The sequence below is a fragment of the Streptomyces sp. NPDC111802 genome (assembly GCF_055634335.1).
Genome location: NZ_JBVKCZ010000014.1, coordinates 93,332 through 118,474, shown reverse-complemented (window position 1 = coordinate 118,474; position 25,143 = coordinate 93,332). Strand labels below are relative to the sequence as shown.

Annotated in this window: 25 protein-coding genes and 1 pseudogene; 10 read left to right on the top strand and 16 right to left on the bottom strand. The window is 71.8% G+C overall.

Annotated features, from left to right (window positions below):
- Nucleotides 1-191 precede the first annotated feature (191 nt).
- On the bottom strand, nt 192-1,154 hold the full coding sequence (locus ACZ7NC_RS17885; RefSeq protein WP_471489270.1) for a GlxA family transcriptional regulator: 963 nt from the start codon (nt 1,152-1,154) through the stop codon (nt 192-194).
- Nucleotides 1,155-1,225: 71 nt separating this feature from the next.
- Here ACZ7NC_RS17885 and ACZ7NC_RS17880 point away from each other — a divergent pair, with 71 nt between their 5' ends.
- The gene (locus ACZ7NC_RS17880; protein ID WP_471489268.1) at nt 1,226-2,176 is read left to right on the top strand and encodes an NADP-dependent oxidoreductase; all 951 of its coding nucleotides are present in this window, start codon (nt 1,226-1,228) and stop codon (nt 2,174-2,176) included.
- A gap of 1 nt (nt 2,177) precedes the next feature.
- Here the strand turns inward: ACZ7NC_RS17880 and ACZ7NC_RS17875 are convergent, their stop codons facing one another.
- Entirely contained in the window at nt 2,178-3,284 is a 1,107-nt protein-coding gene (locus tag ACZ7NC_RS17875) for an NAD(P)-dependent alcohol dehydrogenase (protein WP_471489266.1), read from the bottom strand.
- A gap of 25 nt (nt 3,285-3,309) precedes the next feature.
- A complete protein-coding gene (locus ACZ7NC_RS17870) occupies nt 3,310-4,761 on the bottom strand; it encodes an aldehyde dehydrogenase family protein (RefSeq protein WP_471489264.1) in 1,452 nt (483 codons plus the stop codon).
- 103 nt (nt 4,762-4,864) lie between these two features.
- Between ACZ7NC_RS17870 and ACZ7NC_RS17865 the strand changes: the two genes are divergently transcribed.
- Together ACZ7NC_RS17865 and ACZ7NC_RS17860 are read left to right on the top strand one after the other, a co-directional pair.
- Entirely contained in the window at nt 4,865-5,302 is a 438-nt protein-coding gene (locus tag ACZ7NC_RS17865) for a MarR family winged helix-turn-helix transcriptional regulator (RefSeq protein WP_471489262.1), read from the top strand.
- 153 nt (nt 5,303-5,455) lie between these two features.
- Nucleotides 5,456-5,836, top strand: a complete 381-nt coding sequence (locus tag ACZ7NC_RS17860) for an anti-sigma factor antagonist (RefSeq protein WP_471489260.1) — start codon at nt 5,456-5,458, stop codon at nt 5,834-5,836.
- A gap of 9 nt (nt 5,837-5,845) precedes the next feature.
- On the opposite strand, the gene ACZ7NC_RS17855 is transcribed toward ACZ7NC_RS17860, so the two are convergent.
- Nucleotides 5,846-6,799, bottom strand: a complete 954-nt coding sequence (locus ACZ7NC_RS17855) for a ribose-phosphate diphosphokinase (RefSeq protein WP_471489258.1) — start codon at nt 6,797-6,799, stop codon at nt 5,846-5,848.
- A gap of 247 nt (nt 6,800-7,046) precedes the next feature.
- Between ACZ7NC_RS17855 and ACZ7NC_RS17850 the strand changes: the two genes are divergently transcribed.
- Entirely contained in the window at nt 7,047-7,709 is a 663-nt protein-coding gene (locus ACZ7NC_RS17850) for a DUF4230 domain-containing protein (RefSeq protein WP_471489256.1), read from the top strand.
- Nucleotides 7,710-7,713: 4 nt separating this feature from the next.
- Here the strand turns inward: ACZ7NC_RS17850 and ACZ7NC_RS17845 are convergent, their stop codons facing one another.
- Genes ACZ7NC_RS17845 through ACZ7NC_RS17820 form a run of 6 tightly spaced genes read right to left on the bottom strand, consistent with a single transcriptional unit; the run spans nt 7,714 to nt 11,466 of the window.
- Nucleotides 7,714-9,474 (bottom strand): complex I subunit 5 family protein, encoded by a 1,761-nt coding sequence (locus ACZ7NC_RS17845; protein WP_471489254.1) that lies wholly within the window; start codon nt 9,472-9,474, stop codon nt 7,714-7,716.
- Nucleotides 9,474-9,821, bottom strand: a complete 348-nt coding sequence (locus tag ACZ7NC_RS17840) for a sodium:proton antiporter (protein ID WP_471489404.1) — start codon at nt 9,819-9,821, stop codon at nt 9,474-9,476. Before ACZ7NC_RS17840 ends, ACZ7NC_RS17845 begins: the two co-directional genes overlap by 1 nt.
- 8 nt (nt 9,822-9,829) lie before the next feature.
- On the bottom strand, nt 9,830-10,570 hold the full coding sequence (locus tag ACZ7NC_RS17835; protein ID WP_471489252.1) for an MnhB domain-containing protein: 741 nt from the start codon (nt 10,568-10,570) through the stop codon (nt 9,830-9,832).
- Complete coding sequence (locus tag ACZ7NC_RS17830; RefSeq protein ID WP_471489250.1) at nt 10,567-10,818, bottom strand: Na(+)/H(+) antiporter subunit B; 252 nt, start codon at nt 10,816-10,818, stop codon at nt 10,567-10,569. The genes ACZ7NC_RS17835 and ACZ7NC_RS17830 overlap by 4 nt, the downstream gene beginning before the upstream one ends.
- Nucleotides 10,811-11,287 carry an MrpF/PhaF family protein gene (locus ACZ7NC_RS17825; protein WP_471489248.1) on the bottom strand — a complete coding sequence of 159 codons (477 nt, stop codon included), beginning with the start codon at nt 11,285-11,287 and terminating at the stop codon, nt 10,811-10,813. The genes ACZ7NC_RS17830 and ACZ7NC_RS17825 overlap by 8 nt, the downstream gene beginning before the upstream one ends.
- The gene (locus ACZ7NC_RS17820; protein ID WP_471489246.1) at nt 11,284-11,466 is read right to left on the bottom strand and encodes a hypothetical protein; all 183 of its coding nucleotides are present in this window, start codon (nt 11,464-11,466) and stop codon (nt 11,284-11,286) included. Before ACZ7NC_RS17820 ends, ACZ7NC_RS17825 begins: the two co-directional genes overlap by 4 nt.
- Nucleotides 11,467-11,687: 221 nt before the next feature.
- Between ACZ7NC_RS17820 and ACZ7NC_RS17815 the strand changes: the two genes are divergently transcribed.
- Nucleotides 11,688-12,377 (top strand): VanZ family protein, encoded by a 690-nt coding sequence (locus ACZ7NC_RS17815; protein WP_471489244.1) that lies wholly within the window; start codon nt 11,688-11,690, stop codon nt 12,375-12,377.
- Nucleotides 12,378-12,550: 173 nt separating this feature from the next.
- On the opposite strand, the gene ACZ7NC_RS17810 is transcribed toward ACZ7NC_RS17815, so the two are convergent.
- Complete coding sequence (locus ACZ7NC_RS17810; RefSeq protein ID WP_471489242.1) at nt 12,551-13,327, bottom strand: sulfite exporter TauE/SafE family protein; 777 nt, start codon at nt 13,325-13,327, stop codon at nt 12,551-12,553.
- A gap of 272 nt (nt 13,328-13,599) precedes the next feature.
- On the opposite strand from ACZ7NC_RS17810, the gene ACZ7NC_RS17805 reads away from it, so the two are divergent.
- A complete protein-coding gene (locus tag ACZ7NC_RS17805) occupies nt 13,600-14,829 on the top strand; it encodes a ricin-type beta-trefoil lectin domain protein (protein ID WP_471489240.1) in 1,230 nt (409 codons plus the stop codon).
- A 9-nt stretch (nt 14,830-14,838) separates the two neighbouring features.
- Here the strand turns inward: ACZ7NC_RS17805 and ACZ7NC_RS17800 are convergent, their stop codons facing one another.
- Complete coding sequence (locus ACZ7NC_RS17800; RefSeq protein ID WP_403450894.1) at nt 14,839-15,075, bottom strand: hypothetical protein; 237 nt, start codon at nt 15,073-15,075, stop codon at nt 14,839-14,841.
- Between the two features lie 134 nt (nt 15,076-15,209).
- Here ACZ7NC_RS17800 and ACZ7NC_RS17795 point away from each other — a divergent pair, with 134 nt between their 5' ends.
- From ACZ7NC_RS17795 to ACZ7NC_RS17785, 3 genes are all read left to right on the top strand, one after another.
- Nucleotides 15,210-16,238: a PHP domain-containing protein gene (locus tag ACZ7NC_RS17795; RefSeq protein ID WP_471489403.1), complete on the top strand. Its 1,029-nt coding sequence runs from the start codon at nt 15,210-15,212 to the stop codon at nt 16,236-16,238.
- A gap of 293 nt (nt 16,239-16,531) precedes the next feature.
- Entirely contained in the window at nt 16,532-17,494 is a 963-nt protein-coding gene (locus ACZ7NC_RS17790) for an SDR family NAD(P)-dependent oxidoreductase (RefSeq protein WP_471489238.1), read from the top strand.
- A 75-nt stretch (nt 17,495-17,569) separates the two neighbouring features.
- Nucleotides 17,570-18,598: an SDR family oxidoreductase gene (locus ACZ7NC_RS17785; protein ID WP_471489237.1), complete on the top strand. Its 1,029-nt coding sequence runs from the start codon at nt 17,570-17,572 to the stop codon at nt 18,596-18,598.
- An 18-nt stretch (nt 18,599-18,616) separates the two neighbouring features.
- On the opposite strand, the gene ACZ7NC_RS17780 is transcribed toward ACZ7NC_RS17785, so the two are convergent.
- From ACZ7NC_RS17780 to ACZ7NC_RS17770, 3 genes are all read right to left on the bottom strand, one after another.
- Entirely contained in the window at nt 18,617-18,856 is a 240-nt protein-coding gene (locus ACZ7NC_RS17780; protein WP_471489235.1) for a hypothetical protein, read from the bottom strand.
- A 62-nt stretch (nt 18,857-18,918) separates the two neighbouring features.
- Nucleotides 18,919-20,208, bottom strand: a complete 1,290-nt coding sequence (locus tag ACZ7NC_RS17775; protein WP_471489233.1) for an ROK family protein — start codon at nt 20,206-20,208, stop codon at nt 18,919-18,921.
- 60 nt (nt 20,209-20,268) lie between these two features.
- Nucleotides 20,269-23,418: a cytochrome P450 gene (locus ACZ7NC_RS17770; protein WP_471489231.1), complete on the bottom strand. Its 3,150-nt coding sequence runs from the start codon at nt 23,416-23,418 to the stop codon at nt 20,269-20,271.
- 189 nt (nt 23,419-23,607) lie between these two features.
- On the opposite strand from ACZ7NC_RS17770, the pseudogene ACZ7NC_RS17765 reads away from it, so the two are divergent.
- Nucleotides 23,608-24,183 (top strand): annotated as a pseudogene (locus ACZ7NC_RS17765) (helix-turn-helix transcriptional regulator); the annotation flags it as partial.
- On the opposite strand, the gene ACZ7NC_RS17760 reads toward ACZ7NC_RS17765, so the two are convergent.
- A complete protein-coding gene (locus ACZ7NC_RS17760; protein WP_471489229.1) occupies nt 24,138-25,064 on the bottom strand; it encodes a DUF3626 domain-containing protein in 927 nt (308 codons plus the stop codon). The pseudogene ACZ7NC_RS17765 and the gene ACZ7NC_RS17760 overlap by 46 nt on opposite strands.
- Nucleotides 25,065-25,143 lie beyond the last annotated feature (79 nt).

Genomic DNA, 25,143 nt, shown 5'->3' with positions numbered 1-25,143 from the left:
GACCGTTCACGACCGAGTCAACTCGCAGCGCCGAACGGGAGCTTATCGGGTTTGAACGCAAAAGGATCAACCTCGAGCCTTGACGGAAGTGAGGGTTCCATCACTGTCAGCCAAGGGCACGTACATCGACAAATGCCTTTACAGACCTGAACAGTTGACCAAATCGACCACCCGCCGCCGGACCTTCGCGGCTAGTGGACGGCGGCCGTCTGGAACGTGCGACGGTACGCCTGGGGTGACACCCCGATCGCGGCGTGCAGGTGCTGGCGCAGGGAGGCGGCGGTGGCGAAGCCGACCTGGCCGGCGATCCGGTCGACCGGAAGGTCGCTGGACTCCAGCAGGTGGCGGGCGCGGGTGACGCGCTGCTGGATCAGCCAGCGGCCGGGGCTGAGGCCGACCTCCTCGTTGAAGCGGCGGGCGAAGGTGCGCAGGCTCATCCGGGCATGGCTCGCTAGGTCGGTCAGGGTGAGGGGCTCGTCGAGGTGCTCCAGGGCCCAGGCGCGGGTGGCGGCGGTGCTCGCGGCGCCGCTCTGCGGGACCGGTTGCTCGATGTACTGGGCCTGGCCGCCGTCCCTGAAGGGCGGCACGACGCAGCGCCGGGCCACGGTGTTGGCCAGTTCGCTGCCGTGGTCGCTGCGGACGATGTGCAGGCACACGTCGACGCCGGACGCGGCGCCGGCCGAGGTGAGGACGCGGCCGTCGTCGACGAAGAGGACGTCCGGGTCCAGGTCGACCTGCGGGAACCGCTGCCGGAACAGGCCGGTCACCCGCCAGTGCGTGGTTGCCCTCCGCCCGTCCAGGAGGCCCGCCTCGGCGAGCACGAAGGCGGCGGTGCAGATGGACACGATGCGCGCGTCCGGGCGGATCCACGTGAGCGCGGCGGCGACCTCGGCGGACAGTTCGACGGGAATGTACGCGTCGGCGACGGAGGCGATCACCACGGTGTCGGCCGTGGCGAGGATCTCCGGGCCGTGCTGGACGCCGATCGTGAAGTCCGCGTTGCTGCGCACCGGCCGGCCGTCGACGCTGCACGTCAGCACTTCGTACCGGCCGTCGGCCGCGCCGAAGATCCGGCTGGGGATGCCCAGCTCGAAGGGGTAGACGCCGTCCAGCGCCAGCACCACGACCCGTTCCACATGCAGTTCACCGCTCATGGCACGATCCTATCGAAGCTTGGCAATCGTGCCATTTTCTTGCGCGGCGGCTCCCGGCAGGCTGGTTCACCATGAGCACTGTGAACACCATGCGAGCCATCAGCCAGGACGTCCTCGGCGGTCCCGAGGTCCTGAAGGAAGTGGAACTGGAGCGGCCGGAGCCGCGCCCGAACGAGGTCCTGGTGCGGGTACGCGCCGCGGGCGTCAACCCGACCGACTGGAAGCACCGCGCGACCGGCGGTTTCCTGGGCGAGCCGCCCTTCGTCCTGGGTTGGGACGTGTCCGGCGTGGTCGAGGCGGTCGGGATCGGCGTGGCCCGGTTCCAGCCCGGCGACGAGGTCTTCGGGATGCTGTCCTACCCCTTCGGCCACGGCTCGCACGCCGAGTACGTCACCGCCCCGGCGCGTACCTTCGCGCACAAGCCTGCCTCGATCGACCACACCCAGGCCGGCGCGCTGCCGCTGGTCTCCCTGACCGCGTGGCAGGCCCTGGTCGAGTACGCCGATCTGCGGCCGGGTCAGCGGGTGCTGATCCACGCGGCGGCCGGCGGCGTCGGGCATGTGGCCGTGCAGATCGCCAAGGCGCGGGGCGCCTACGTGATCGGCACGGCGAGCGCGGGCAAGCACGACTTCCTGCGGGAGATCGGTGTCGACGAGGCGATCGACTACCGGGAGACGGACTTCGTCGAGGCGGTGAAGGACGTCGACGTCGTCCTGGACACGATCGGCGGCGACAACGCCACGCGCTCGCTGCGGGTGCTGCGGCCGGGCGGCGTCGTCGTCTCGATCCTGCCGGTGGGTTCTGACGACTTCTACGCGGAGGCCGAGCGGCTCGGCGTCCGGGCGCTGCGGATGCTCGTCGACGCCTCGCACAGCGGCATGAAGGCGATCGCGGAGCTTGTCGAGACGGGGAAGCTGCGCCCCACGATCGCCGGTACGTTCCCGCTGGCCGATGCCGCCAAGGCGCATGCGCTGGGCGACACCGGCCGGACGGCGGGGAAGCTGGTCCTGACGGTCGACTGAGTCAGAACGTGAGCACGGGCTTGATCGCCTTGCCCGCGCCCATGTCCCGCACCGCCTGGTCGATGTCCGTGAACGGATAGGTGCTGACCAGGCGGTGCAGCGGGAGCCGGCCTTCCTTCACCAGCCGGACCAGGGCCGGGATGAAGGTCTGGGTCTCCGCGTCCCCGAGGGTGAGGCCGACGATCCGCTTGCCGCCGAGCAACCCGTTGATGTCCAGGGCGACTTCGGTGCCGAACGGCGGGGCGCCCACGACGACCAGGGTGCCGCGGGCGGCGAGCGCGTCGACGCCCTGGCGCAGTACGCCGACGTTGCCCGTGGTCTCCACGACGCCGTCCGCGCCCTGGCCGCCGGTGATCTCGGCGAGCGTCTCGGCGAGGTCGGCCTCGGCGGCGTTGACGGTGTGGGTGGCGCCCAACTCCTGGGCCAGCGAGAGGCGTTCGCCGACCCGGTCGACGGCGACGATGTTGGTGGCGGGGGTGAGGGCGGCCGCCATGACGGCGGACAGGCCGACGGCTCCGGCGCCGAGGACGACGACGGTGCTGCCGGTGACCGGCTTCAGTACGTTCCAGACGGCGCCGACACCGGTCTGCACTCCGCAGCCCAGCGGGGCGATCGAGGCGAGCGGCACATCCGGGTCGACCTTCACCAGACTGCGTTCGTCCACCAGCGCCCGCTCGGCGAAGGAGGACTGTCCGAAGAAGTGGCCGCCGAGTTCCGCGCCGTCCCGGCTGATCGTGCTGCTGCCGTCGGCCCGGCGCCCGCCGATGAGGTTCAGCGGCAGCCAGGTCGCGCAGTACGCCGGGTGGCCGCCGCGGCAGTTGCGGCATTCCCCGCACGAGGTGAAGGACAGCACGACATGGTCGCCCGGCGCGACGCCGGTCACGGCCGAGCCGACGGCCTCGACGACGCCCGCGCCCTCGTGCCCGAGGACGCCGGGGAGGGGGAAGGGCAGTCCGCCGCTCGCCACGCCGAGGTCGGTGTGACACAGGCCGGTCGCCACCATGCGGACGACGGTCTCGTGCGGTCCGGGCTCGTCGAGCTCGACGTCGGAGAGGGTGAACGGGGCTCCGCCGGACTCGACGACGGCAGCGCGGGTGGGGATGGGCATCCTACGAACTCCTTGGCGGGGGCGCTCAGTCGAGCGAGACGACGACGGACTTGGTGGTGGTGTAGGCGTCGAGCGCCTCGGGGCCGTACTCACGGCCGAACCCGGATGCCTTGACGCCGCCGAAGGGGACGGCGGGGTCGAGCATCGCCCAGTCGTTGACCCAGACGATGCCGGCGTCCAGCCGGTCGGCGACGCGGTGCGCGCGGGCCAGGTTGCCGGTCTGGACGCCCGAGGCCAGTCCGTACGGCGTGGAGTTGGCGAGCTCGATCGCCTCGTCCTCGGAGTCGAAGGGCTGGACGGTGAGGACGGGGCCGAAGATCTCCTCCTGGATGACCCGGGAGTCGTTCGGCAGGTCGGCGATCACGGTGGGCTGGTAGTAGTAGCCGCCGTCGAGGTCGAGCCGCTCACCGCCGCAGACGATGCGGCCGCCGTCCTTGCGGGCCAGTTCGACGTACTCCTCGACCTTGCGCAGATGCCGCTCCCCCGCCATCGGGCCGATCACGGTCTCGGGCTTGCGGGGGTCGCCGATCGGCACGCCGGGCACGGCGTCGGCGAGGATGCCGAGCAGGGTGCCGTAGGCCTGGCGTGCCACCAGCAGCCGGGGTCCGCCCATGCAGAACTGCCCGGTGTTGAAGACGAAGCCCTTGATGATCGCGCCGACGGCCTTCTCCAGGTCGGCGTCCTCGAAGACGACGTGGGCCGCGTTGCCGCCTAGTTCCATGGTGACCGGCTTGAGCGACTCACCGGCGACGGCCGCGACTTTCCGGCCGACCGAGGTCGAGCCGGTGAAGGCGACCTTGTCGACGCCGGAGTGCCGCAGCAGCGCCTCGCCGGCCGCGGGGCCGCCGGTGACGACGTTGACGACGCCGTCGGGGACACCCGCCTTCTTGAAGAGTTCGGCCATGTAGAGGGCGCTGAGCGGGGTCTCCTCGGCCGGCTTGTGCACCACCGTGTTGCCGGCCGCGAGCGCCGGGGCGATCTTCGAACCGGCCAGGATCAGCGGGAAGTTGTACGGCGTGATCGCCGCGACCACGCCGATCGGCCGGCGACGGACGTAGGCGAGGGCGTTCATGGGCGTGTCGCGGACGGAGCCGTCGAGCGTGTGGGCGAGGGCGGCGAAGTGCTCGTAGTCGTTGGCCGCGTTGGTGACGTCCACGGCGTGCGCGAGGGTGATCGGCTTGCCGACGTCACGGCTCTCCAGCTCGGCTATCCGGTCGGCGTTCTCCCGGATCAGCTCGGCGACGCGGTGCAGCACCCTGCCGCGCTCGCGGCCGCTCAGCCCGGACCAGGCGCCGTCGTCGAAGGCCTCCCGCGCGGCGCGCACGGCCGCGTCCATGTCGGCGGCGCCGGCGTCCGCGACGGTGGTGACGACCGTACCGCGGGACGGGTCGACCACCTCGGTGCGCGCTCCGTCGGCGGCCTCGTGCCACCGGCCCCCGATGAACAGCCGACCGGGTTCGATCTCGAAGGTGGTCATCGCCACTCCTCAGCCTTATCGCCAAGATTTCAACAAACAGGATTCCTGTGTGTTCGCAGTCTCATTACAGACAGGTTTCCTGTCAATGCTCTAGGCTGAACGCATGCTCGACACCAAGGCAACCAAGGCACCACCGTCGCTGCTCTACATGGTGAAGCAGGTGGAGCTCGTCGTCCGCTCCCACCTGGACGAGCTGGTCAAACCGTCCGGGATCACGGCGCTGCAGTACACCGCGCTCACCGTCCTCCAGCGGCACGACGGACTGTCGGCCGCACAGCTGGCCCGCGACTCCTTCGTCACGGCGCAGTCGATCGCCGATCTCCTGCGCAGCCTGGAGAGCCGTGGACTGGTCCGCAGGGAGCGCAATCCGCGCAATCGCCGGGAGCTGCTGATCCTGCTGACCGACGCGGCCCGCGAGCTGCTCACCCGGCACGAAGGTCCCGTACGGGAACTGGAGGAACGGATGGTGCGCGACCTCACGGCCCACCAGACGGAACAGTTTCGTCAGGCGCTGTCCAAGGCGTGGCACGCGCTGTCGTAGTCACCTTCCGAACATCCGGCGAATCATCTGTCGCAATTCAAAGACATATGTCAATCGAACATGCTCAGATTCGCTCGATCGAGGGTAACTTGCAGTGCGGGGACTGGTGTTGAGCAGCCCGCCCCAAGTGGACAGGTTGGAGGCGATGTCGTCGTGCAGCAGGATCCTGCGCCGTTCAGCCGGCATCTGCGCGTCCACCGGCACCGGGACCACACGGTGCTGGAGTTCCTCGGCGAGATCGACATCGCGGCAGCGGTGGAGATAGCCCCGTATCTGGACCGGGTGACCACGCACCCGGACGCGCGGATCGTGATCGACCTCAGGAGCGTCGAGTTCTTCGACTGCTCGGGGCTGCGCCTGCTGTACCGGGCCCGCAGCCGGGTGCTCGACCACGGCGGGCAGCTGCACCTGGTCTGCACCCACCCGCTGACCCTGCGCGTCCTGAAGATCACCGGCCTGTCCCGGCTGCTGCCCCCGCATCCGACGCCGGACGCGGCCCTGGGCCGGCCCGAGGCCAGGTCCGGCACGTTATGAGGGGGCTGTCTATTCGGTTCCCGGCGCGTCGAACAGGGCGCTGACGGACTCCCCGTTGTGAATACGGCGCACCGCTTCGGCGAGCGCCGGGGCGATGGAGAGCACGCGCAGCTTCTCGATGCGCTGCTCCGCCGGGATCGGCACCGTGTTGGTGCACACGATCTCCAGTACGTCCGGCTGCTCACCGATCCGCTTCAGCGCGCCGGACGCGAACAGGCCGTGCGTACAGGCGACCCTGATCGAGCGCGGACCCAACTCCCTCAGCCGGGCGAGGAGTTCGAGGACGGTACTGCCCTTGGCGATCTCGTCGTCGAGGATGATGACGTCCCGGCCGGTCACATCGCCGATGACCGAGCTGATGCTGACCCGGTCGTCCGCGAACCGCTGCTTGGCCCCGGCGGCCACCTGGGCGCCGATCAGCCGCGCGAACGCGGCGGCCTCCTTGGCGTTGCCGAGGTCCGGCGAGACGACGGTGGTACGGCTCAGGTCGTACTGCCGGAAGTGCGCGGCGAGCTCGCGCAGCGCGTGCAGGTGGTCGACCGGCACCGTGAAGAAGCCGTGCACCTGAGGGGCGTGCAGGGTCATGGCAAGGACGCGGCTCGCGCCGGCCGCGACCATCAGATCGGCGACGAGCCGGCCGCCGAGGGAGATACGCGGCGCGTCCTTCTTGTCGGAGCGGGCGTAGGAGTAGTGCGGCATGACGACGGTGATCCGGCGCGCGGACGCCCCGCGTGCGGCGTCGCACATCAGCAGCAGCTCGACCAGGTGCTCCTGGACCGGCCGGACCAGGGGCTGGATCAGGAAGACATCCCGTTCCCGGCAGTTCGCCTGAAGCTGTACCTCCAGGCAGTCGTTGGCGAACCGGCTGACCCGGGTCGGGCTGAGCGGCACCCCAAGGTGAGAGCAGACCTCCGCCGCAAGTTCGGGGTGGGCACTACCGCTGAACACGGCGATCTCTCGCACGATCCGCTCCTCGCATGATCATTCCGGCTGGCGGACTCATGCTACTGACGTCTGCAGAAACGTTGCGGCTCATGGCCGGGCACGGTGTGTGATGCATGGGCGGAAGCCCGCCGGGAGGTGCTCTCCGCCCTGATCACCACCCTGGTGCGCCGCCCCCGCTCCGGTCAGGGGGCGGCAATTCGGCCAACGAATCGGTCCGACAAGGGATTTGGGGGTATCCGAACAGCAGGGAAGGAGGAACGTCGACATGACGACTCCCATCAAGCGCATCAACAAGCGCATGCCCGGCTGGGCGAAGGCGGTGAGCGCTCTCGTGCTCGTGCTCGTCGTCTTCTTCGCCGGGATCCGGCTGAGCGTGATTCCCGGCCTCAAGGACCTGTTCGGCACCGAGACCAACGACCGCTCGGGTCCCGCGCTGCTCCAGTCCATCCAGGACATGAGCCGCTACGACGCCGCCTCCGGCAACTTCCAGATCGTCGTGGATCTGGAGAAGGACGCCAAGTTCCTGCCCGACGCGATCCGCGGCTCCCGCACGCTGTACGTCGGCGCGGGCACCGTGGACGCCTATGTCGACCTCGGAAAGCTCGGCGAGGACGACGTCACGGTCAACGGCGACCGTACGTCCGCCACCCTCCGCCTGCCGCACGCCGCCCTCGGCAAACCGTCCCTCGACCCCGACCGCTCCTACGCCGTCTCCAAGCAGCGCGGTCTCCTCGACCGGCTCGGCGACCTCTTCTCGGACAACCCGAACAGCGAGCAGGCCGTGCAGAAGCTGGCGGTACGGCACATCGGCGACGCCGCCAAGCAGAGCGGGCTGACCAAACGCGCGGAGACCAACACCACCAACATGCTCGAAGGACTGCTTCACTCCCTCGGCTTCAAGGAGGTGAAGGTGACCTACGCGGCCTGATCCCTCAGGTCAGCAGCCCGGGCAGGGCCAGTGCCCCGAGCACGGTCGCGCCCACCAGCAGCCAGGCCACGTAGTCCCCGACGTGCCCGGACTGCAGGCGCCTCAGCGGCGCTGCCCGGTCCGGGGCGGCGAGCAGCCCCGGCCGGGTGACCGCCACGGCGGCGAGCCCCAGGGCCAGTGCCGTCGAGGCGAGGTCCAGCAGCACACCGGCCGGGCTCCAGTGCGGTGCGGGGACCACGGCACCGCCGGACCCGGCCTCGTTGACGGCACGCGACACCACCTCGCCGAGGCCGGGGCCCACGCCGACAGCCAGCGCCCCGGCGAGCAGCACGGCCGGGACGGCGGTCATGGTGTCGGGGATCCGGCCGAGCCGGTGCCGGGTCTCGGGCCGGTCCGCGACCCCGGTCGTCTCGAACTGGGTGCCCTCCTCGGGCGTCGGGCCGAGCCCGAGGAACACCCGGGCCGCGACCCGAAGCACCGCCCCCGCGGTGACGGCGGACGCGGCGACATACAGCACGGTGAGCGGGCCGCCCACGGCCTCCTCGGTGACGGCCTTGCCGAACCCGGTGCCGAAGGGCGGGAGCCCGGCGAGCGCGAGCCCGCCGACCGCGTACAGCACGGCGACGCCGCGCAGTTCCCGGGCCCGGCCGTGCAGGGCGTGCTCGTCGACGTTGCCGTACCGGTCGAGGAGGATGCCCGTACAGGCGAACAGCGCGGCCTTCACTCCGGCATGTCCGAGGACGTACAGCGCGATCCCGTCGTCGGCCTCGGGCTTCAGCACGCCGATGCCGATCAGGAACAGCCCGGTGTGGGCGACCGTCGAGTACGCCAGCAGCCGCTTGATATGCCGCTGGTACCAGCACATCACCGCGCCGATCACCGCCGTCACCGCACCCAGCACGAGGAGCACCCGCTCCAGGTCGGCCGCCGGGATGCCACCGGGTCCGGCGAAGACCGTGCCGTACGCGCGCCAGACGCCGTAGACGCCGAGTTCGACCATGACCCCTGACAGCAGCATGCACACCGGGGTGGGGGCGACGGCGTGGGCGTCCGGGAGCCAGAAGTGGAAGGGGACGGCGGCCGCCTTGACCAGCAGACCGGTCAGGACGAGGACGAAGGCGGCGAGGACCAGCGCGTCCGGCGGCCCGTGCGCGTCCAGGCCGCGGCCGATCTGCGCCATGGCGAGCTCGCCGGTGCGGGCGTAGAGCAGTCCGATGCCCATCAGCATGGCGTACGCGCCGAGGGAGGTGACGACCGCGAAGGTCAGCGCGCCCTGCACGGCCTTGGCCTCCTCGACCCGGGTGCCGGTCAGCGCGTAGGCGACGACGCTCATCAGCTCGAACCACACGAACGCGTTGAACAGGTCGCCCGCGATCGAGAATCCGCACATGCCGGCCTGGAACAGCAGCATCAGCGCGGGGAACGAGCCGGCGTGCCGGCGCGGGGGTTCGTCGAAGTAGTGCCAGGAGTACACCAGGGCCGCGAGGGTGAGCAGGGAGGCCAGGGCCGCCATGCCGAGCCCCGGGCCGTCCCCGAGCAGGACGATCCCGACACTGCGGCCGTTGACGGGCGTCCAGCCGCCGACCCATTCGGCCATCGGCGGCGAGGAGTTCAGCAGCAGCACGAGCGCGAGCCCCGCGGTGCCCGCCGAGACGGCGCAGCCCAGCGATTCGGCGAGGACACGGGGCAGGAGGCGTCCGCCCGCGACCAGCAGGGCGGCCCCGAGGAGCGGTACGGCGACGAGCAGCGGCAGCAGGTCGTTCATCAGCCGCGCAGCTCCGAGAGTTCGTCGGGGTCGACAGTGCCGTGCCGTTTGGCGACCTGGATGACGAGGGCCAGCAGCAGGGCGGTGACGGTGGCGCCGACGACGACGTCGGTCAGGGCCAGCGCCTGGACGACCGGGTCGACGACGGGGCGTGAGCCGGGCTCGATGTCGGAGAACACGGGGGCGGTGGCGTCGTCGCGGTAGCCGACGGCCAGCAGCAGCACATAGGTGCCGCTCTGGCACACGGACAGACAGCCGACGGCGTGGATCAGATTGCGGCTGGTGGCGAGGCCGTAGCAGCCGACGAGGAAGACCCACGCGGCGACCAGGTACGGCACGACGTCCATCACGGCGCTCACTTCGCGTTCTCCTCCTCGATCTCGACGGCCTGGTCCAGGAAGCGGGCGAGCAGCACGACGACCGCGCAGGCGACCTCCATGCCGACGGCCGCGTTCAGCAGCGGCACGGTGCCGCCGGAGGACAGCGTGTTGAACGTGCCGTACGGCAGCAGGGTGTTGGCGAGGAACGCGGTGCCGCCGATGAGGCCCGCCAGGCCGGTGACCAGGTAGGCCGAGGCCGACAGGGCGTCGCCGACCTCGTACAGGCCGATCGGGCGGATGCGTTCCAGGGCGCGGTAGTCGGCACCGAGGTAGAGCAGGTGCAGGGAGGTCGCGGTGACGACGCCGCCCTGGAAGCCGCCGCCGGGGCTGAGCTGTCCGTGTGCGATGACGTACAGGCCGACCACCAGGGCGATCGGCAGGACGAGGAGGGCGTAGCGGCGTACGGGTGGGGCCACGTCGGCGGGTTCGGGCCGGGCGCGGTGCTCGTCGCGGGCCTGGCGCAGCAGGACGACACAGCCGACGACGGCCGCGAACAGGATGGTCATCTCGCCGAGGGTGTCGAAGGCGCGCTGGTCGAAGTTGACGGAGGCGATGGCGTTCGCGGTGTGCCGGTCGAGGGATGCCCACACCGCGCGGTCGCCGTACGGGTGGCGGTCGCCGCCGAAGTCCGGCAGCCGCAGACAGGCCGCGACGAAGAGCGCGGCGAGGCCGGCGAGGCCGATGGCGACGAGCCCGAGCCGGGTGCGCGGGTTCACCGCTCACGCCCCTTGCGCCGCTTGACCTTGCGGACCGCCAGGAGCAGCAACAGCGGGGTGAGGGCGCTGCCGACCGCCAACTGCGACAGGGCGACGTCGGGTGCCTGCAGCACGGTGAACAGCACGGCGAGCGCCACGCCGAGGATGGCCAGCACCAGGGCCTGGCGCACGGGGTCGCGGACCAGTACGGCCACGGTCGCGACGACGGCGACCAGCAGCAGCGCGACGACGATCACCGCGTCAGCCACCGCGCACCCCCGCGAAACCGCCGGACAGCGCGCGGGAGGCGACGACGTTTCCGCCGATCAACAGCGTGCCGGTGACGAGGAGCTTCACCATCGCCCGGCTCGGTCCGGTCGCCGCGCACAGCGCCAGGACCACCACCGCGCCGAGCCCCGCGACCGCCCAGGTCAGGCCCCAGGCGCGCGGGGGGTCGCCAGCGAGTTCGTCGGCGAGTTCGTCGGCGAGTTCGTCGGCGAGCAGACGGGCGAAGACCAGGGTGCCCACCGGGCCGAGCAGGGCGAGCACCAGGGCGACATCGACATACGCGGGGCGGTCGTAGCCCTGGGCCAGCAGGAGCAGTCCGGGGCAGGCCAGGGCGGTGGAGAGGTTCTGGGCCACGGCGCGGCGGCGCAGCGGGCCGGTGGCGACGCCCCAGAGGGCGGCGCCCACTCCCCCGCCGAGCACGACGGTCGCCGCGAGGAGCCAGCCGTTCATCGTCCGGTCACCGCCCGGCGTGCGGCGGCCGCGGCGAGCGCTGCCAGGCCGGCGACGCCCGCGCCGACCGCGAGCTCCAAGGTGTCCACGGCGCTGATGAGGACCAGCCACAGCAGAGCGAGCGCGGCCCACCAGGCCAGGAACTCGGCCGTCCTGAAGAGCGCCGTACGCCGGTTCATACGCCACCTCCGCGGGCCAGATGTCCGTTTTCGCTCCGCGTCATCCAAGCACCGCCCCCGGTGACAGGGGCGGCGGCACGCGCGGGTCCCCGCAGGAGTGCCCCGACAGCGTGAGGGGAAACCGGTCAGGATCGCGTCCGGTCGGCGGCACGGTGGGCATCGCATCGCGGTACCGGGGTAATCCCCTTACAACAATGGGAAGTTGAAGACTGGAGGACCGCATGGCCCGTGGAACCCCACATTCCCGTGCCGCGTCGCACCCCGGCACTCCCAAACCCGCAGGCACCGCCAAATCGTCCGCGAGCGGCCGCAAGTCGGCGAGCGGCGCGAAGTCCGGTGGTGCCGCCAAGTCGAAGGGGGCCGGCAGGTCGAAGGGGTCCGGTAAGTCCAAGGGCCCTTCCAAGGCAGAGCGGCCCGCCAAAGCCGGGCGCCCCCCGCGATCCGGGCGAAGCCCCCTGCGCGTGCTCGCCCGGCTGGTGGCGATGCTGTGCGCCTTCGCGTTCATGGTCGCCTTCGCCGTCGTACTGGCGAAGCTCACCCTGCTGCCCTCGCCCGCCTCGGAGGCCCTGACACACACCAACCTGCGGCCGGGCAGCACCCTGCAGGCCTATCTGGACCAGCCCGAACTGCGCGACGCCGTACGGCAGATCGGCGGCAATGTGCTGCTGGGCGTTCCCTTCGGCATCCTCGTCCCCGTCGTCGCTCCGCGGACACGCGGCGTCCTGCGCGTCCTGCTGCTGACGGCGACCGTCATGCTCCTCGTCGAGTTCGCGCAGGGCGCGCTGGTCACGGGGCGCGCCTTCGACATCGATGACGTCATCCTCAACACCGCCGGGGCCCTGGTCGGCTACGTCCTGCTGGGACGGCGGCTGAGCCGCGCGGTGCACGCCCGGGAGCCCCGCGCCTCCTAGGCCGTGTCCGCAAAATCCCGTCGTCCGCCCGGAGGGCGGGCCCCGCGGCGTCTGGTGCGTGCTCTCGGCGTGCCGGGCGGAAGCCCTCGTACTGGACGTACTTGGGCTTCCGCCCGGTGCGGCGAGAGCATGTGCCGGGCTTCGCGGGGCAGGCGGGACTTTGCGGACACGGCCTAGCGGGCCACGAGCTGGACGATCGCCACTGTGCCGACCACGACGATGAAGGCGCGCAGTACGGCGGGACGCAGCCGGCGGCCCACGGTGGCTCCGAGGTGGCCGCCGGCCGCGGACCCGATCGCGAGGAGGGCCACGGCCGTCCAGTCGAAGTCGGCGACGAGGAGGAAGAACAGCGCGGCGGTGGAGTTGACGACGGCGACGAGGACGTTCTTGACCGCGGTGAGGCGTTGCAGACCGTCGTCCAGGAGCATGCCCATCAGGGCGACGTAGATGATGCCCTGGGCGGCCGCGAAGTAGCCGCCGTAGACGCTGGCCAGGGTCAGTCCGGCGAGCAGCAGGGGGCCGCCGTCGGGGTGTGCGGGCCGCCCTGTCCTGGCCCGGCGGTCACGCAGTCGCCGGCTGATCAGCGGCTGGAGCACGACCAGCACGAGGGCGAGCCCCACCAGGACCGGCACGATCCGTTCGAACGCGGAGGCGGGCAGGGCCAGCAGCAGCGTGGCCCCCGTGAGACCGCCGGCCAGGGCACCGGCGCTCCACTTCAGGATGCGCCGGCGCTGGCCGCTCAGTTCGCGCCGGTACCCGATGGCCCCGCTGATCGAGCCGGGGATCAGGCCGAGCGCGTTGGAGACCGTGGCGGTGACGGGCGGCAGGCCGGTCGCGAGCAGTACCGGGAACGTGATCAGCGTCCCCGAGCCGACGACGGCGTTGACTGCGCCGGCGGCGATGCCGGCGCCCAGGACGGCGAGCAGCTCACCTATGTGTGCGGCGTTCATGGCGAGAAGCCTAGGAATTCAACAGTGCGGCGGCGGACGAAGTGTCACGGACGTCGCGCGTGAGCCGGTCAACCGGTCGTGACCGCGCCACGCGCCGCACGAACCGGACGGATCGGGCCGACTCCCCCGCTCCGGAGGCACGGTCAACTTCTGGTCCGTACCTAGGTATTGACGACCTCTTATCTCACTTCTTAAATCAAGTGGCGACATCCTCACCCCCCACCACGGTCGGCGCATCCCGTCCATCGGGTCGCCGTACGGAAGGGAGCACTATGGCCTCCCCACGCCCGCTCCGCGCCGCTCTGCTCGCCGCGCTGTCGGCCGTCCTGGTCGCGTCCGCCGCGATCGGCCCCGCACACGCGGAACAGGCGGACGTCTCGGCGGCGGCAGTCACGTTCTCCGACAACTTCGACGGGCCCGCGGGCGCCGCGGTCGACTCGTCGAAGTGGCAGATCGAGACCGGCGACAACGTCAACAACCACGAGCGGCAGTACTACACATCGGGCAACAAGAACGCCGCGCTGGACGGCCAGGGCCACCTGGTGATCACGGCCCGGCGGGAGAACCCGGCCAACTACCAGTGCTGGTACGGGACCTGTCAGTACACGTCGGCCCGGCTGAACACCTCCGGCAAGTTCACCGCCCAGTACGGGCACATCGAGGCACGTATGAAGGTACCGCGCGGGCAGGGCATGTGGCCGGCGTTCTGGATGCTCGGCACACCGGTCAACTGGCCCGACTCGGGCGAGATCGACATCATGGAGAACGTCGGCTTCGAGCCGTCGACCGTGCACGGCACCATCCACGGCCCCGGCTACTCCGGCTCGGGCGGCATAGGGGCCGGCTACTCCCTGCCGAACGGACAGGCCTTCGCCGACGCCTTCCACACCTTCGCCGTCGACTGGGCACCCGACTCCATCACCTGGTCCGTGGACGGCAATGTCTACCAGCGGCGCACGCCGGCCGACCTGGGCGGCAGGCAGTGGGTGTTCAACAAGCCGTTCTTCCTGATCCTGAACCTCGCGGTGGGCGGCTACTGGCCCGGCGACCCCGACGGCTCCACGGTGTTCCCGCAGCAGCTGGTGGTGGACCACGTCTCGGTGACCACCGGCGACACGGCCGCCGGGACGGCGATCAAGGGCCTCGCCGGCAAGTGCGTCGACGTGGCCGGGGCGAGCTCCGCCAACGGCACGCCGGTACAGCTCTACGACTGCAACGGCACCGCCGCCCAGCAGTGGTCCGTCGGCTCGGACGGCACGCTCCGCGCGCTCGGCAAGTGCCTGGACGCCACCGGCAACGGCACGGCGGACGGCACGACCGTGCAGTTGTGGGACTGCGGCGGCGGCCCCAATCAGAGATGGACCGTCACCGCGGCGCACGACATCGTCAATCCACAGGCCGACAAGTGCCTCGACCTGACCGGGAACAACTCGGCCAACGGCACCCGGCTGCAGATCTGGACGTGCACGGGCGGCAGCAACCAGAAGTGGACGGTCGGCTGACCCGGCCGGCTAGTGGTGGTGCCAGGTGAACTTGTCGCCGCCGACCCAGCGGACCACGTCCGGGTCGTCGAGATCATGGACGGTGATGCCGAAGGCGGCGGCGGTCTCCAGGACGTCGGTGATCGCCCTGGCAAACCCGACCACGGCACCGTCGATCTCCATGATCCGGAACGGAGGCGTGCCCGGCTGAACCCCGAGCACCATGATCCGCGGGTGTGACATATGCGGGCTCGCGCTTTCGGTCATGAATAGAGCGTAGAGCGCTACCCGCGTAAAGGGATGCTTCAGACCATCGGGGCATCTCGGATCCGGGACCCCGCCCTGTCGTCACCGCCGTGCGGGCGCGGCAGCGCCGGGGAACCCTGGAGGTGGAGGTGGCGATGGATCCCGTGGAGGCGCTGAACCGGATCGCCTTTCTGCTGGAGCGGTCCCTGGAGCCGACGTATCGCGTACGTGCCTTCCGTACGGCGGCCCGGGTGCTCGCGGAGCTGCCCGAGGACGAGGTGCGAGAGCGGGCGCGGGCCGCGACGCTGGAGTCGCTGCGGGGCGTCGGACCGAAGACGGCCCAGGTGGTGCGGGAGGCGCTGGCCGGTCAGGTGCCCGGCTATCTGACTGACCTGGAGAGCCGCCCCGCGGCCGGGCCGCCCGAGGGGGGCCGGGCGCTGTGGGAGCTGCTGCGCGGGGACTGCCATCTGCATTCCGACTGGTCGGACGGCGGCAGCCCGATCGAGGAGATGGGCCGGACGGCGGCCGAGCTCGGGCACGAGTGGGCGGTGCTGACCGATCACTCGCCCCGGCTGACCGTCGCCCGCGGGCTGTCGGCCGACCGGCTGCGCGAGCAGCTGGACGTGGTGGCGGAGCTGAACACGACCTGGGCGCCGTTCCGGCTGCTCACCGGTATCGAGTGCGACATCCTCGAGGACGGCTCCCTCGACCAGGAACCCGGGCTGCTCGAGCGGCTCGATGTCGTGGTGGTGTCCGTGCACTCCAAGCTGCGCATGGACGCCCGCGCGATGACCCGCCGGATGGTCACCGCCGTACGCAATCCGCACGCGGACGTCCTGGGCCACTGCACCGGGCGGCTGATCACCGGGCGGGGGCGGCCGGAGTCGGAGTTCGACGCCGACGAGGTGTTCGCGGCCTGTGCCGAGTCCGGTACGGCGGTGGAGATCAACAGCCGGCCCGAGCGACTGGACCCGCCGCGGCGGCTGCTGCGCCGGGCCGTCGGGGCGGGTGTGCTGTTCTCCATCGACACCGACGCGCACGCGCCCGGACAGCTGGACTGGCAGCGGTACGGCTGTGCGCGGGCGGAGGAGTGCGGGGTGCCCGCCGAGCGGGTCCTCACCACCTGGACGGCGGACGAGCTGCTGGCCTGGACGCGCGAGAAGTCGGCGCGACCGACTCCGTGACACAGATCACCGCCCCGCGCGGCAGTCTCAGGAACACCCACCGGTAGTTTCCCGTTGAACCAGCCGTGGGTGTGGATGGGACAGTGTCCCCGGGCCTCACCTTTTGCCCACAGGGACGATCGTTCGGCTGAAGCCCTGTGGAGCCTTTCGCCGAGAGGCGACCGCCATCCGCACCCACACCTCTGACCGCCCCGACCGGAATCCCCCGTCCGGCCGGGGCTTCCTCTTGTTCGGGCCGCGCGCTCACGAGTCGGCTTGACTTCGAGAGCACTCCAATTCGTAGCGTTCCGGACATGAGCACTGCACAGCACAAGATCGGCTCCGGTTTCGGAGCGACCAGCACCGCCGACGACGTCCTCCAGGGCCTCGACCTGACCGGAAAGCTCGCGATCGTCACCGGCGGCTACTCCGGACTCGGCCTGGAGACCACCCGGGCCCTCACCAAGGCCGGCGCCCACGTCGTCGTCCCCGCCCGCCGCCCCGCCACCGCCGAGGAGGCGCTGGCCGGACTCGCCGACGTCGAGGTGGACGAGCTGGATCTCGGCGACCTGGAGAGCGTGCGCGGCTTCGCCGAGCGGTTCCTCGCCTCCGGCCGCACGGTCGACTTCGTGATCGACAACGCCGGGATCATGGCCTGCCCGGAGACCCGGGTCGGGCCCGGCTGGGAGGCGCAGTTCGCGACCAACCACCTCGGTCACTTCGCGCTGGTCAACCGCCTGTGGCCGGCGATCGAGCCCGGTGGCGCCCGTGTGGTCTCCGTGTCCTCGCGCGGCCACCACTTCTCCGGCATCCGCTGGGACGACGTGCACTGGCGGCACGGCTACGACAAGTGGGAGGCGTACGGGCAGGCGAAGACGGCGAACGTCCTGTTCGCGGTCCATCTCGACAGGCTCGGGGCCGAGGGCGGGGTACGGGCCTTCTCGCTCCACCCCGGCGGCATCCTCACCCCGTTGCAGCGCCACCTCCCGAAGGCGGAGATGGTCGAGCGCGGCTGGATCGACGAGCAGGGCAACCCGCTCAACCCCGAGGGCTTCAAGTCCCCGGCGCAGGGCGCGGCCACGCAGGTGTGGGCGGCGACCTCTCCGCAGCTCAGCGGCATGGGCGGCGTCTATCTGGAGGACTGCGACATCGCCGAGCGCGCTGTCGAGGGCGACCAGCGCGGCGGCGTCAAGGACTGGGCGACGGACCCGGAGCAGGCTGCGCGGTTGTGGGAGCTGTCGGCGGAGCTGACGGGCGTGAACGCGTTCGCCGTCTAGCGGGGACTCGACGCGTTCGAGCGCCCCGGAGGGGGTACTCGAACGCCCCGTCCCCATCTCCGGGAGGAGCCGCAGGTGAGCAGCGAACCGGCCCGCAGGGTCGTGGTCACCGGAGCCACGGGCAATGTCGGTACCAGCGTGGTGCGGCTCCTCTCGGAGGACCCCGAGGTCGACTCCGTCCTGGGGCTGGCCCGCCGCACTCCCGACTGGTCCCCTCCGAAAACCGACTGGGCGGCGGTCGACCTGACGTCCGAGCAGGCCGGCCTGGCGCATCTCTTCGAGGGCGCGGCCGCCGTCATCCATCTGGCCTGGGCGTTCCAGCCGACGCATGATCCGGCGACGACCTGGCGGACGAATGTGCTGGGCGGCATCCGCGTGTTCGAGGCGGTGGCCGCCGCGAAGGTCCCGACGCTGGTGCACGCCTCGTCGGTCGGCGCGTACTCGCCGGGTCCGAAGGACCATGCCGTGGACGAGTCGTGGCCCACGCACGGCTGGCCCGACGCCGCGTACTGCCGGGAGAAGGCCTATCTGGAACGGACGCTGGACACGTTCGACCGGGCCCATCCCAGGGTGCGTGTGGTGCGGATGCGGCCGGCGTTCCTGTTCAAGCGTGAGTCCGCCAGCGAGCAGCGCCGCATCTTCGGCGGCCGGTTCCTGCCCGGCCCGCTCGCGCGCCCCGAGCTGCTGCCGCTCCTGCCCGACATCCCGGGACTGCGGGTGCAGGCCCTGCACACCGACGACGCGGCCGCGGCGTATCTGCTCGCGGTGAAGTCCGACGTGCGGGGCGCCTTCAACCTGGCCGCCGACCCTCCGGTCGACGCGAAACTGCTGGGCGAGATGCTCGGAGCGCGCCCGGTACGGCTCCCGCGTTCGGCGGCCCGTTCGGCGATCGCCGCGGCGTGGGGGCTGCATCTGCTGCCGGCCTCCCCGCACCTGTTCGACGCGGTCCTCAGGGTGCCCCTGATGGACTGCACGCGGGCGCGTACGGAACTGCGCTGGCGTCCGGAGCGCACCGCGCCCGAGGTGCTGAAGGAGTTCCTCCAGGGCCTCCAGCGCGGCGAGGGCGCGGCCACGGCGCCCATGCGGGGGCGGAAGGTGGGCTGACTCGCCTCGGACGCCCTCTCAGGCGGACGGCTCCTCGGGCGCCGGATGCTCGGGGTGGACCGTGTCCGACCGCGGTGAACCCTGCCGGCCGGTGCCCGCCTCGTCCGTGTCCGGGACATCGTCCGCTTCGGTCGCGTCGTCCGTGGACTCGACGGGCACCTCCCAGGGGTCCTCGCCCGCGTCCGCCTGCTGGTCGGGCAGGTCCCTTGGTACCGGCTCCGGGGTCTCGCCCGGCGCCTCGCGACGCTTGTCGTTCATGGTGCACCTCTCTCGCGTCGTCCAAGGTCACCGCGAGTACCGTCCCCGCCGACGGCGAAACGTCAGTGCGGCACCCGCTCCGCCACCGCCGTGCGCGGGGTCGGGGACGGGGTCTGTGACACGGGCTCGGCGCGTCTGCCGCCGTGGGCGAAGAAGTCCGCGAGCGGCAGGATCGCGGCCCCGACGGTGACCGCGTCCGGGCCGAGCCTGCCCAGGTCGATGGTGACCTTGTGGGCCGGATGCCGCAGGGCGTACGAGGCCGCGTGCCGGCGTACGGCGGGCAGGAAGCGGGCGCCGAGCTGGAGACCGGCCCAGCCGCCGATCAGGATGCGCTCGGGCTGGAAGAGGTTGATCAGGTCGGACAGGCCCGCGCCGACGTACTCGGCGGTCTCCTCCAGCACGACGACCGCCACCGGGTCCGGCGCGCCGCCCTCGGCCGGATAGGCGCCGGCCAGCATCGCCGTCAGCGCGGTCTCCTCGTCGGCCCCCTTGGGCACGCTCCCACCCTGCTCGCGCCAGCGGTCCAGCAGCGACTCGGCGCCCGCGTAGGCCTCCAGACAGCCCAGGGCACCGCACCGGCAGCGGCGCCCCCTGACCCGTACCGTCAGATGCCCCCACTCGACGGCCCGGCCGTGCTCCACCTCGGGCGTGACCAGGCACGCCCCGACGCCGGAGCCGAAGAGCACGACGACGGCGTTGCGGGCGCCGCGTCCGCCGCCGAACCACATCTCGGCCTGGCCCAGGGTCCGGGCGCCGTTGTCGATGAAGTACGGGACCCCGTCGGGGAGTTGGGAGCCGTCGCGCAGCAGCTTCTCCAGCGGTACGGCGTCCCAGCCGATCGTCTGCCCGTGCACCACGGCGCCGAGCTCCCCGGTGTCCTCGACGATGCCGGGGACGCCGATGCCGACGCCGAGGAGCCGCTCGGGTGCGATGCCGGCCTCCGCGAGCACCTCGGCGATGCCCTCGCGGACATGGCCGACGATGCCCTCCACCTCGTACCGCTGCTGCGTCAACGGGCGTTCCGCGCGGGCGAGTTCGGTGAGAGTCAGGTCGAACAGGCCGATCCGTACCCGGGTCTCGCCGACGTCGACGCCGATCATGTGGCCGCTGGCGGGCGCGACGCGCAGCAGGATGCGGGGGCGGCCGCCGTCGGAGTCGACGCTGCCGGCCTCCTCGACCAGGCCGTCGGCGATCAGCTCGGCGACGACATTGCTGACGGAGCCGGAGCTGAGGCCGGTCGCCGGGCCGAGTTCGAAGCGGCTGAGGGGACCGTCGAAGTAGAGGCGCTGCAGTACCGCGGTACGGTTGCCCCGCCTGAGGTCCCGTACCGTGCGCCCCTTACGCCCCGCCATCTGGCTCCCTCCGGATCAGCCCTGGTCCCCCGCCGTGTTCGGACCGCCTCCCATTGTGACCTACGCCGCGTAGACGTCCTCCACATAGCGACCGTCCGCGATCAACGCGTCCAGCCACCGCTCGGCCGCCGCGTCGTCGGCGCCCGCGGTGCGGTCCCGGTACAGCGTACGGAAGGCGTCCCGTACGCCCGGCGCCATACGGGAGCCGTCGCCGCAGACGTACACCCGGGCGCCCGCGGCGAGCAGCTCCCAGACGTCGTCGGCCTCGGCGGCGATGCGGTGCTGGACGAAGGTCCCGGCGGTGCTGAAGGCGGGACGGAGCGAGACGGCTCCGGCCGCGGCCGCCGCGTGCAGTTCCTCGGCGTGCAGGAAGTCGGCGTCGGAGGCGTCGCAGCCGAAGTAGCAAAGGCCCGGGGCGAGTTCGGCGCCGGCCGCGAGGGCCGCCGTACGGTCCGCGACGGCACCGCGGAACGGGGCGAGGCCGGTGCCCGCGGCGACCATGACGACCGGCGCGGCGGCGTCGATCCGGAAGGCCTCGCGGCACGGCTGGACACGGGCGTACACCGTGTCGCCGGGCTCGACGTCGGTCAGATAGCCGGATCCGGTGCCCCGGTGGATGCCCTTGCCGGAGCGCGCGGGCGCCTGGAGCAGGGAGATCATCAGGTCCGCGTGGCCGGGGTCGACGGCGGGCGAGGAGGAGATCGAGTAATGGCGGGGGCGCAGTGGGGTGAGCAGGTCGAGGAGGGTCGGCCAGTCCAGGGCGCCGCGCAGGGCCGGGTGGTCCTCGATCAGCTCGACCAGGGTGCGCGGGTCGTCACGCAGTCCCGTCAGCGCGAGGCGCTCCGGCGGACAGGGGTTGGCGGCGGCGAGCACGGACAGCTGGGCCGCGCTCGGGCGCTCCCGCAACTCGACGTGGTGGGTGAGGAGTTGGCGTACGGTCAACGGCCGGTCGATCGCGAGGCCGTCCCGGCGGGGGCGGGTGGCCCGGATGTCCAGGACGGTGTCGAGGTCGACGCCGAGCGCGGCGGCGGCCCGCTCGACCAGGGCCGGGGCGTTGGCGGGCAGGACGGTGAGGTGGTCGGCGGTGCGGTAGGTGACGCCGTCCGGGAGGGCGAGGCGGACGAAGCGCTTGCGGCGCGGGTGGTCCGGGGCGGTGAGGTCGCGGGCCTCGGTGACCGTCATCGGGACGAGTCCGTGCCGTTCGGCGAGGGCGTCCAGGGGGCCGCCGGTCAGGGTGCGGACCTCGTACGCCGCCGAGGGCTCGTCGCCCGGGGCCTGCGCGTCGGGGTCGCCGTACCGCTCCAGGAGGGCCGTCCGCAGTCGGGCGGTGAAGTCACGGACGGCGCCGGTCAGGTCGCCGGAGGCGTCGGCGGCCGTGCGATCGAGGAGCCGGGTGGCGCCGAGCTCGGCGAGGCGGTCGTCGATGCGGGTGGAGACCTGCTGGTAGGTGGCGGCCCAGTTGCGGTCGCCGACGCCGAGGACGGCGTAGGTGACGTCCGAGGCGTCGGTGGCCTGTTCCAGCCAGGCGGCGAAGGCGGTGGCGTCGTCGGTGGGGCGGCCGTTGTAGGAGGCGGCGGTGATCACGACGGGGCGGTCGGTGGGCAGGCCGCCCGCGTAGGTGTCCAGGGCGGTGACCTCGGTCTCGCAGCCGACGGCGGCGGCCTCGTCGGCGAGGGACGCGGCGAACTCTCGGCAGGTGCCGTAGTTGCTGCCGTGCAGGAAGAGAGCACGGGTGCCGGGGCGGACGCGGGCGGGCAGCGACGTCGTGTCGGTGGTCCGGGGTGCCTCGGTGGGCGTGCTTCCGGGCAGCGGAGCGTGCCTGCGCTCGGCGGTGGTGCGCGGGGTCAGGGCGAGGGTGAAGCCCTCGGGCTTGAGGGTGAGGGTCTCCTTGACCGTGAGGCGGTAGTCGGCGTGGTCGTGCAGCCGGTAGCGGTGGACGAGCATCGCCAGCAGCATGGTCGCCTCGTGCAGCGCGAACTGCCGCCCGATGCAGGCGCGTTCACCGGTGCCGAACGGCTTGAAGGCGTGTACCGGCCGGGCCTCCTCGGCCTCGGGCGTGAAGCGGGAGCGGTCGAACAGCTCGGGGTTGTCGCCCCAGACCGGCTGCCGGTGCAGCATCGGCGTGAGCACCAGGGCGGACTGTCCAGCGCGCAGCGGGATGCGCCCGCCGAGCAGCGTGTCCTCACGGGCGTGCCGGGCGAACACGGCGGCCGTCGGCCACAGCCGGAGCGTCTCGTTGAGGACCTGGCGGGTGTACGTCAGCCTGCCGATCTCGTCGTACGTCGGCTCCGGGTCGCGCTGGTCGCCCCACAGCGCGTCGACCTCGCGCCGCACCAGCTCCAGCGCCGTCGGGTGCTTGGCGAGGTGGTACAGCGCGAAGGACATCGCACCGGAGGTGGTCTCATGGCCGGCGATCAGGAAGGTGATGACCTGGTTGCGGATGTTGGCTGCGTCGAGGGCGGTGCCGTCGGCCGGGTGCCGGGCGGTGAGCATCAGGCCGAGGAGGTCCTCGGCGGCGCTCTGGTCTGTGCCGGTGCGGGCGGCGATGACGTCGTCGACGACCTGGGCGAGGTAGGCGGCGTCAGTACGGAAGGCCGCGTCCGCCGTCGAGTAGTCGCGGCCCGGTACCCGGGCCAGCCGGGTCATGCTCCACTCCAGGCACCGGACCATCGACTCGACGAAGGGGTGCGGCTCGGGCCGCTCGAAGGAACCGAAGTCGTAGTCGAACCCGGCGAGTCCGATGGTGTCCAGGGTCATCCGGGTCATGTCGTCGGGTACGTTCACCGGCCGGCCGGCGCGGGCGTCACGGTCCCATGACTCGATGAGCCGGCGCGCCACCTTCAGCATCACGGGGTGGTAGGTGCGCATCGAGCCGAGCGCGAAGGCGGGCATCAGGATGTCGTGCGCCTTGGCCCAGTTGGGCTCGTCGTTGTACGCGGTGAACAGGCCGTCGGCGGCGAACTCTCGGACGTTCTCCAGACCGGGCCCGATGTGCTTGGCGAACCGCTGCTCGTCGGCGAGTTCGGTCACCAGGTCCAGGTCGCCGACGAACAGCGAGTCCCGCCCGTACAGCCGCCGTACGAACACGGGCCCGTGCTCACGCATGAGCCCCATGGCCTGCTGCACGGGGGTGCCGCCGGGTCCGGTGGCGGAGATGTCGGCGACGGGGAGGGCGTCCAGGGTCTGTGGGGCCGGCGCGGTGGGGGGCATGGCGCGACAACTGCCTTTCGCGGTACGGGAGTACTGCGATCCAGGTTGATCGACGGGTCCCGGCCGCCGGCGCCCCGGCACTACATGATTGTGTAGTGCCCGGACGTACGTCGCTCTTGCGTCAGGTGAGCGGAGGTGCTCGTGGACCGGACCCACCCGGAGGCGGTGGTGTGGCGCAACCGCGCCCTGATGGTCTTCGACCGCGTCGTGGTGCCGGTCGCGGTCTGCGATGTGTACGGCGCGGTCCGGCTGGCCAATCCGGCGATGGCGACGGAGTGCGGTACGACACCGGGGCGGCTGCGCGGCCGGGACGTACTGGAGCTGTTCCGGCCGCAGGAGGCGACGCAGGTCGAGCGCATCGCCGAGGCACTGCGGCTGCGGCACCGCTCGCGCTACCAGGTGTCGGTGCGCTGGCGGGCTCCCGGCGGTGCGGAACGCTACGGGGAGCTCACGGCGGACCCGGTGAGCGACACCGTGGAGGAGACGCCGGCGCTGCTGGTGATGCTGCGTGTCCTCGGTGACCGCGAGCCGGTCACCGGGACACCGCCCGCGCCGGTCACCCCGGTGGAGGCCCGCATCCTGGCCCTGCTCGCCGGAGGCGCCACGACAGCGCGGGCCGCCCGGGAGACGGACCTCACGGTGGACGGCGTCAACTACCACCTGCGGCGCCTGTCCGCGCGTTGGGCAGCGTCGAACCGTACGGAGCTGGTGGCGAGGGCCTACGCGCTGGGCGTGCTCACCCCCGGCGTGTGGCCACCGACGCCGGCCGCCGCCCCGGGGGGACCGGAGCAGGCCGTACCCGCGCCCTCCGGGGCACCGAAACGGGCCAGGGTGTGCCACACCATCTTCAGGTCCTGGAGCTCGTAGCGGCCGGTGCGGGCGGCGTCCCCGATGACCCGCGGGTCGATGCGGCCGTCGTCGGCGATCCGGGCGCCCAGGTCGACGTACTCCTGGCCACGGTAGTCCGCGTGGCGGCGCAGTTCCGGCACGGTGATCCGGTAGCCGGGGTGCCATTCGACGGGGCAGGGCAGCAGGCGGGCCGCGGTCTCCACGGGGGTGCCGCGATAGCAGGCGTCCAGGACGACGGCCTCCATGTCCCGGGCGAGCACGACTCCCCCGTGGACCTGGGTCTCGATGTAGTCGTTGAGGGCGTCCTGTTCGTCGGCCTCGGCGAGCGCGACGAGGTGCATGCCGGCGGCGACCCCGAAGTCGGTCGGACCGGCGGCGCTGTCGGGGTAGCAGAAGGTGGCGCGGGCCAGCGCCGGAGCGGTCAGCCGGAAGTGCGAGGAGCCGAACCTCGGGGCGGCGCCCACCACTTGGCGCCGGAAGTTCAGCGCGCCGTACACCGGCCGCTCGCGCGCGGGCGCGTCGTCGTAGACCCGGCCGAAGATCCGGCTCTCCCAGCGCCAACGGTCGCCGCCCGGGTGTGCGGTGAGCCCGCCGTTGCTGGTGCCGGTGACGAACTGGGAGTGGTACGTGCCGTCCTCGGCGAGCGCGCGCAGGATCGGCACCCCTCTGACCAGCCGGTCCGGATGGAAGTTGAGGGTGACGCGCACCTCGCGGTCGACTGCGGGTCCCGCGGAGGCAGCCGCGACATGCCGCAGTGCCGCCCAGGCGCGCGGTGACCCGGCATCGTCGAAATCCACTGGCTCTCCTTCACTCAGCCTGCCTAACCTAGCCATTAACCTAGAGCCCCTAGGTTCTGCATCATCGATCGATCGAGCC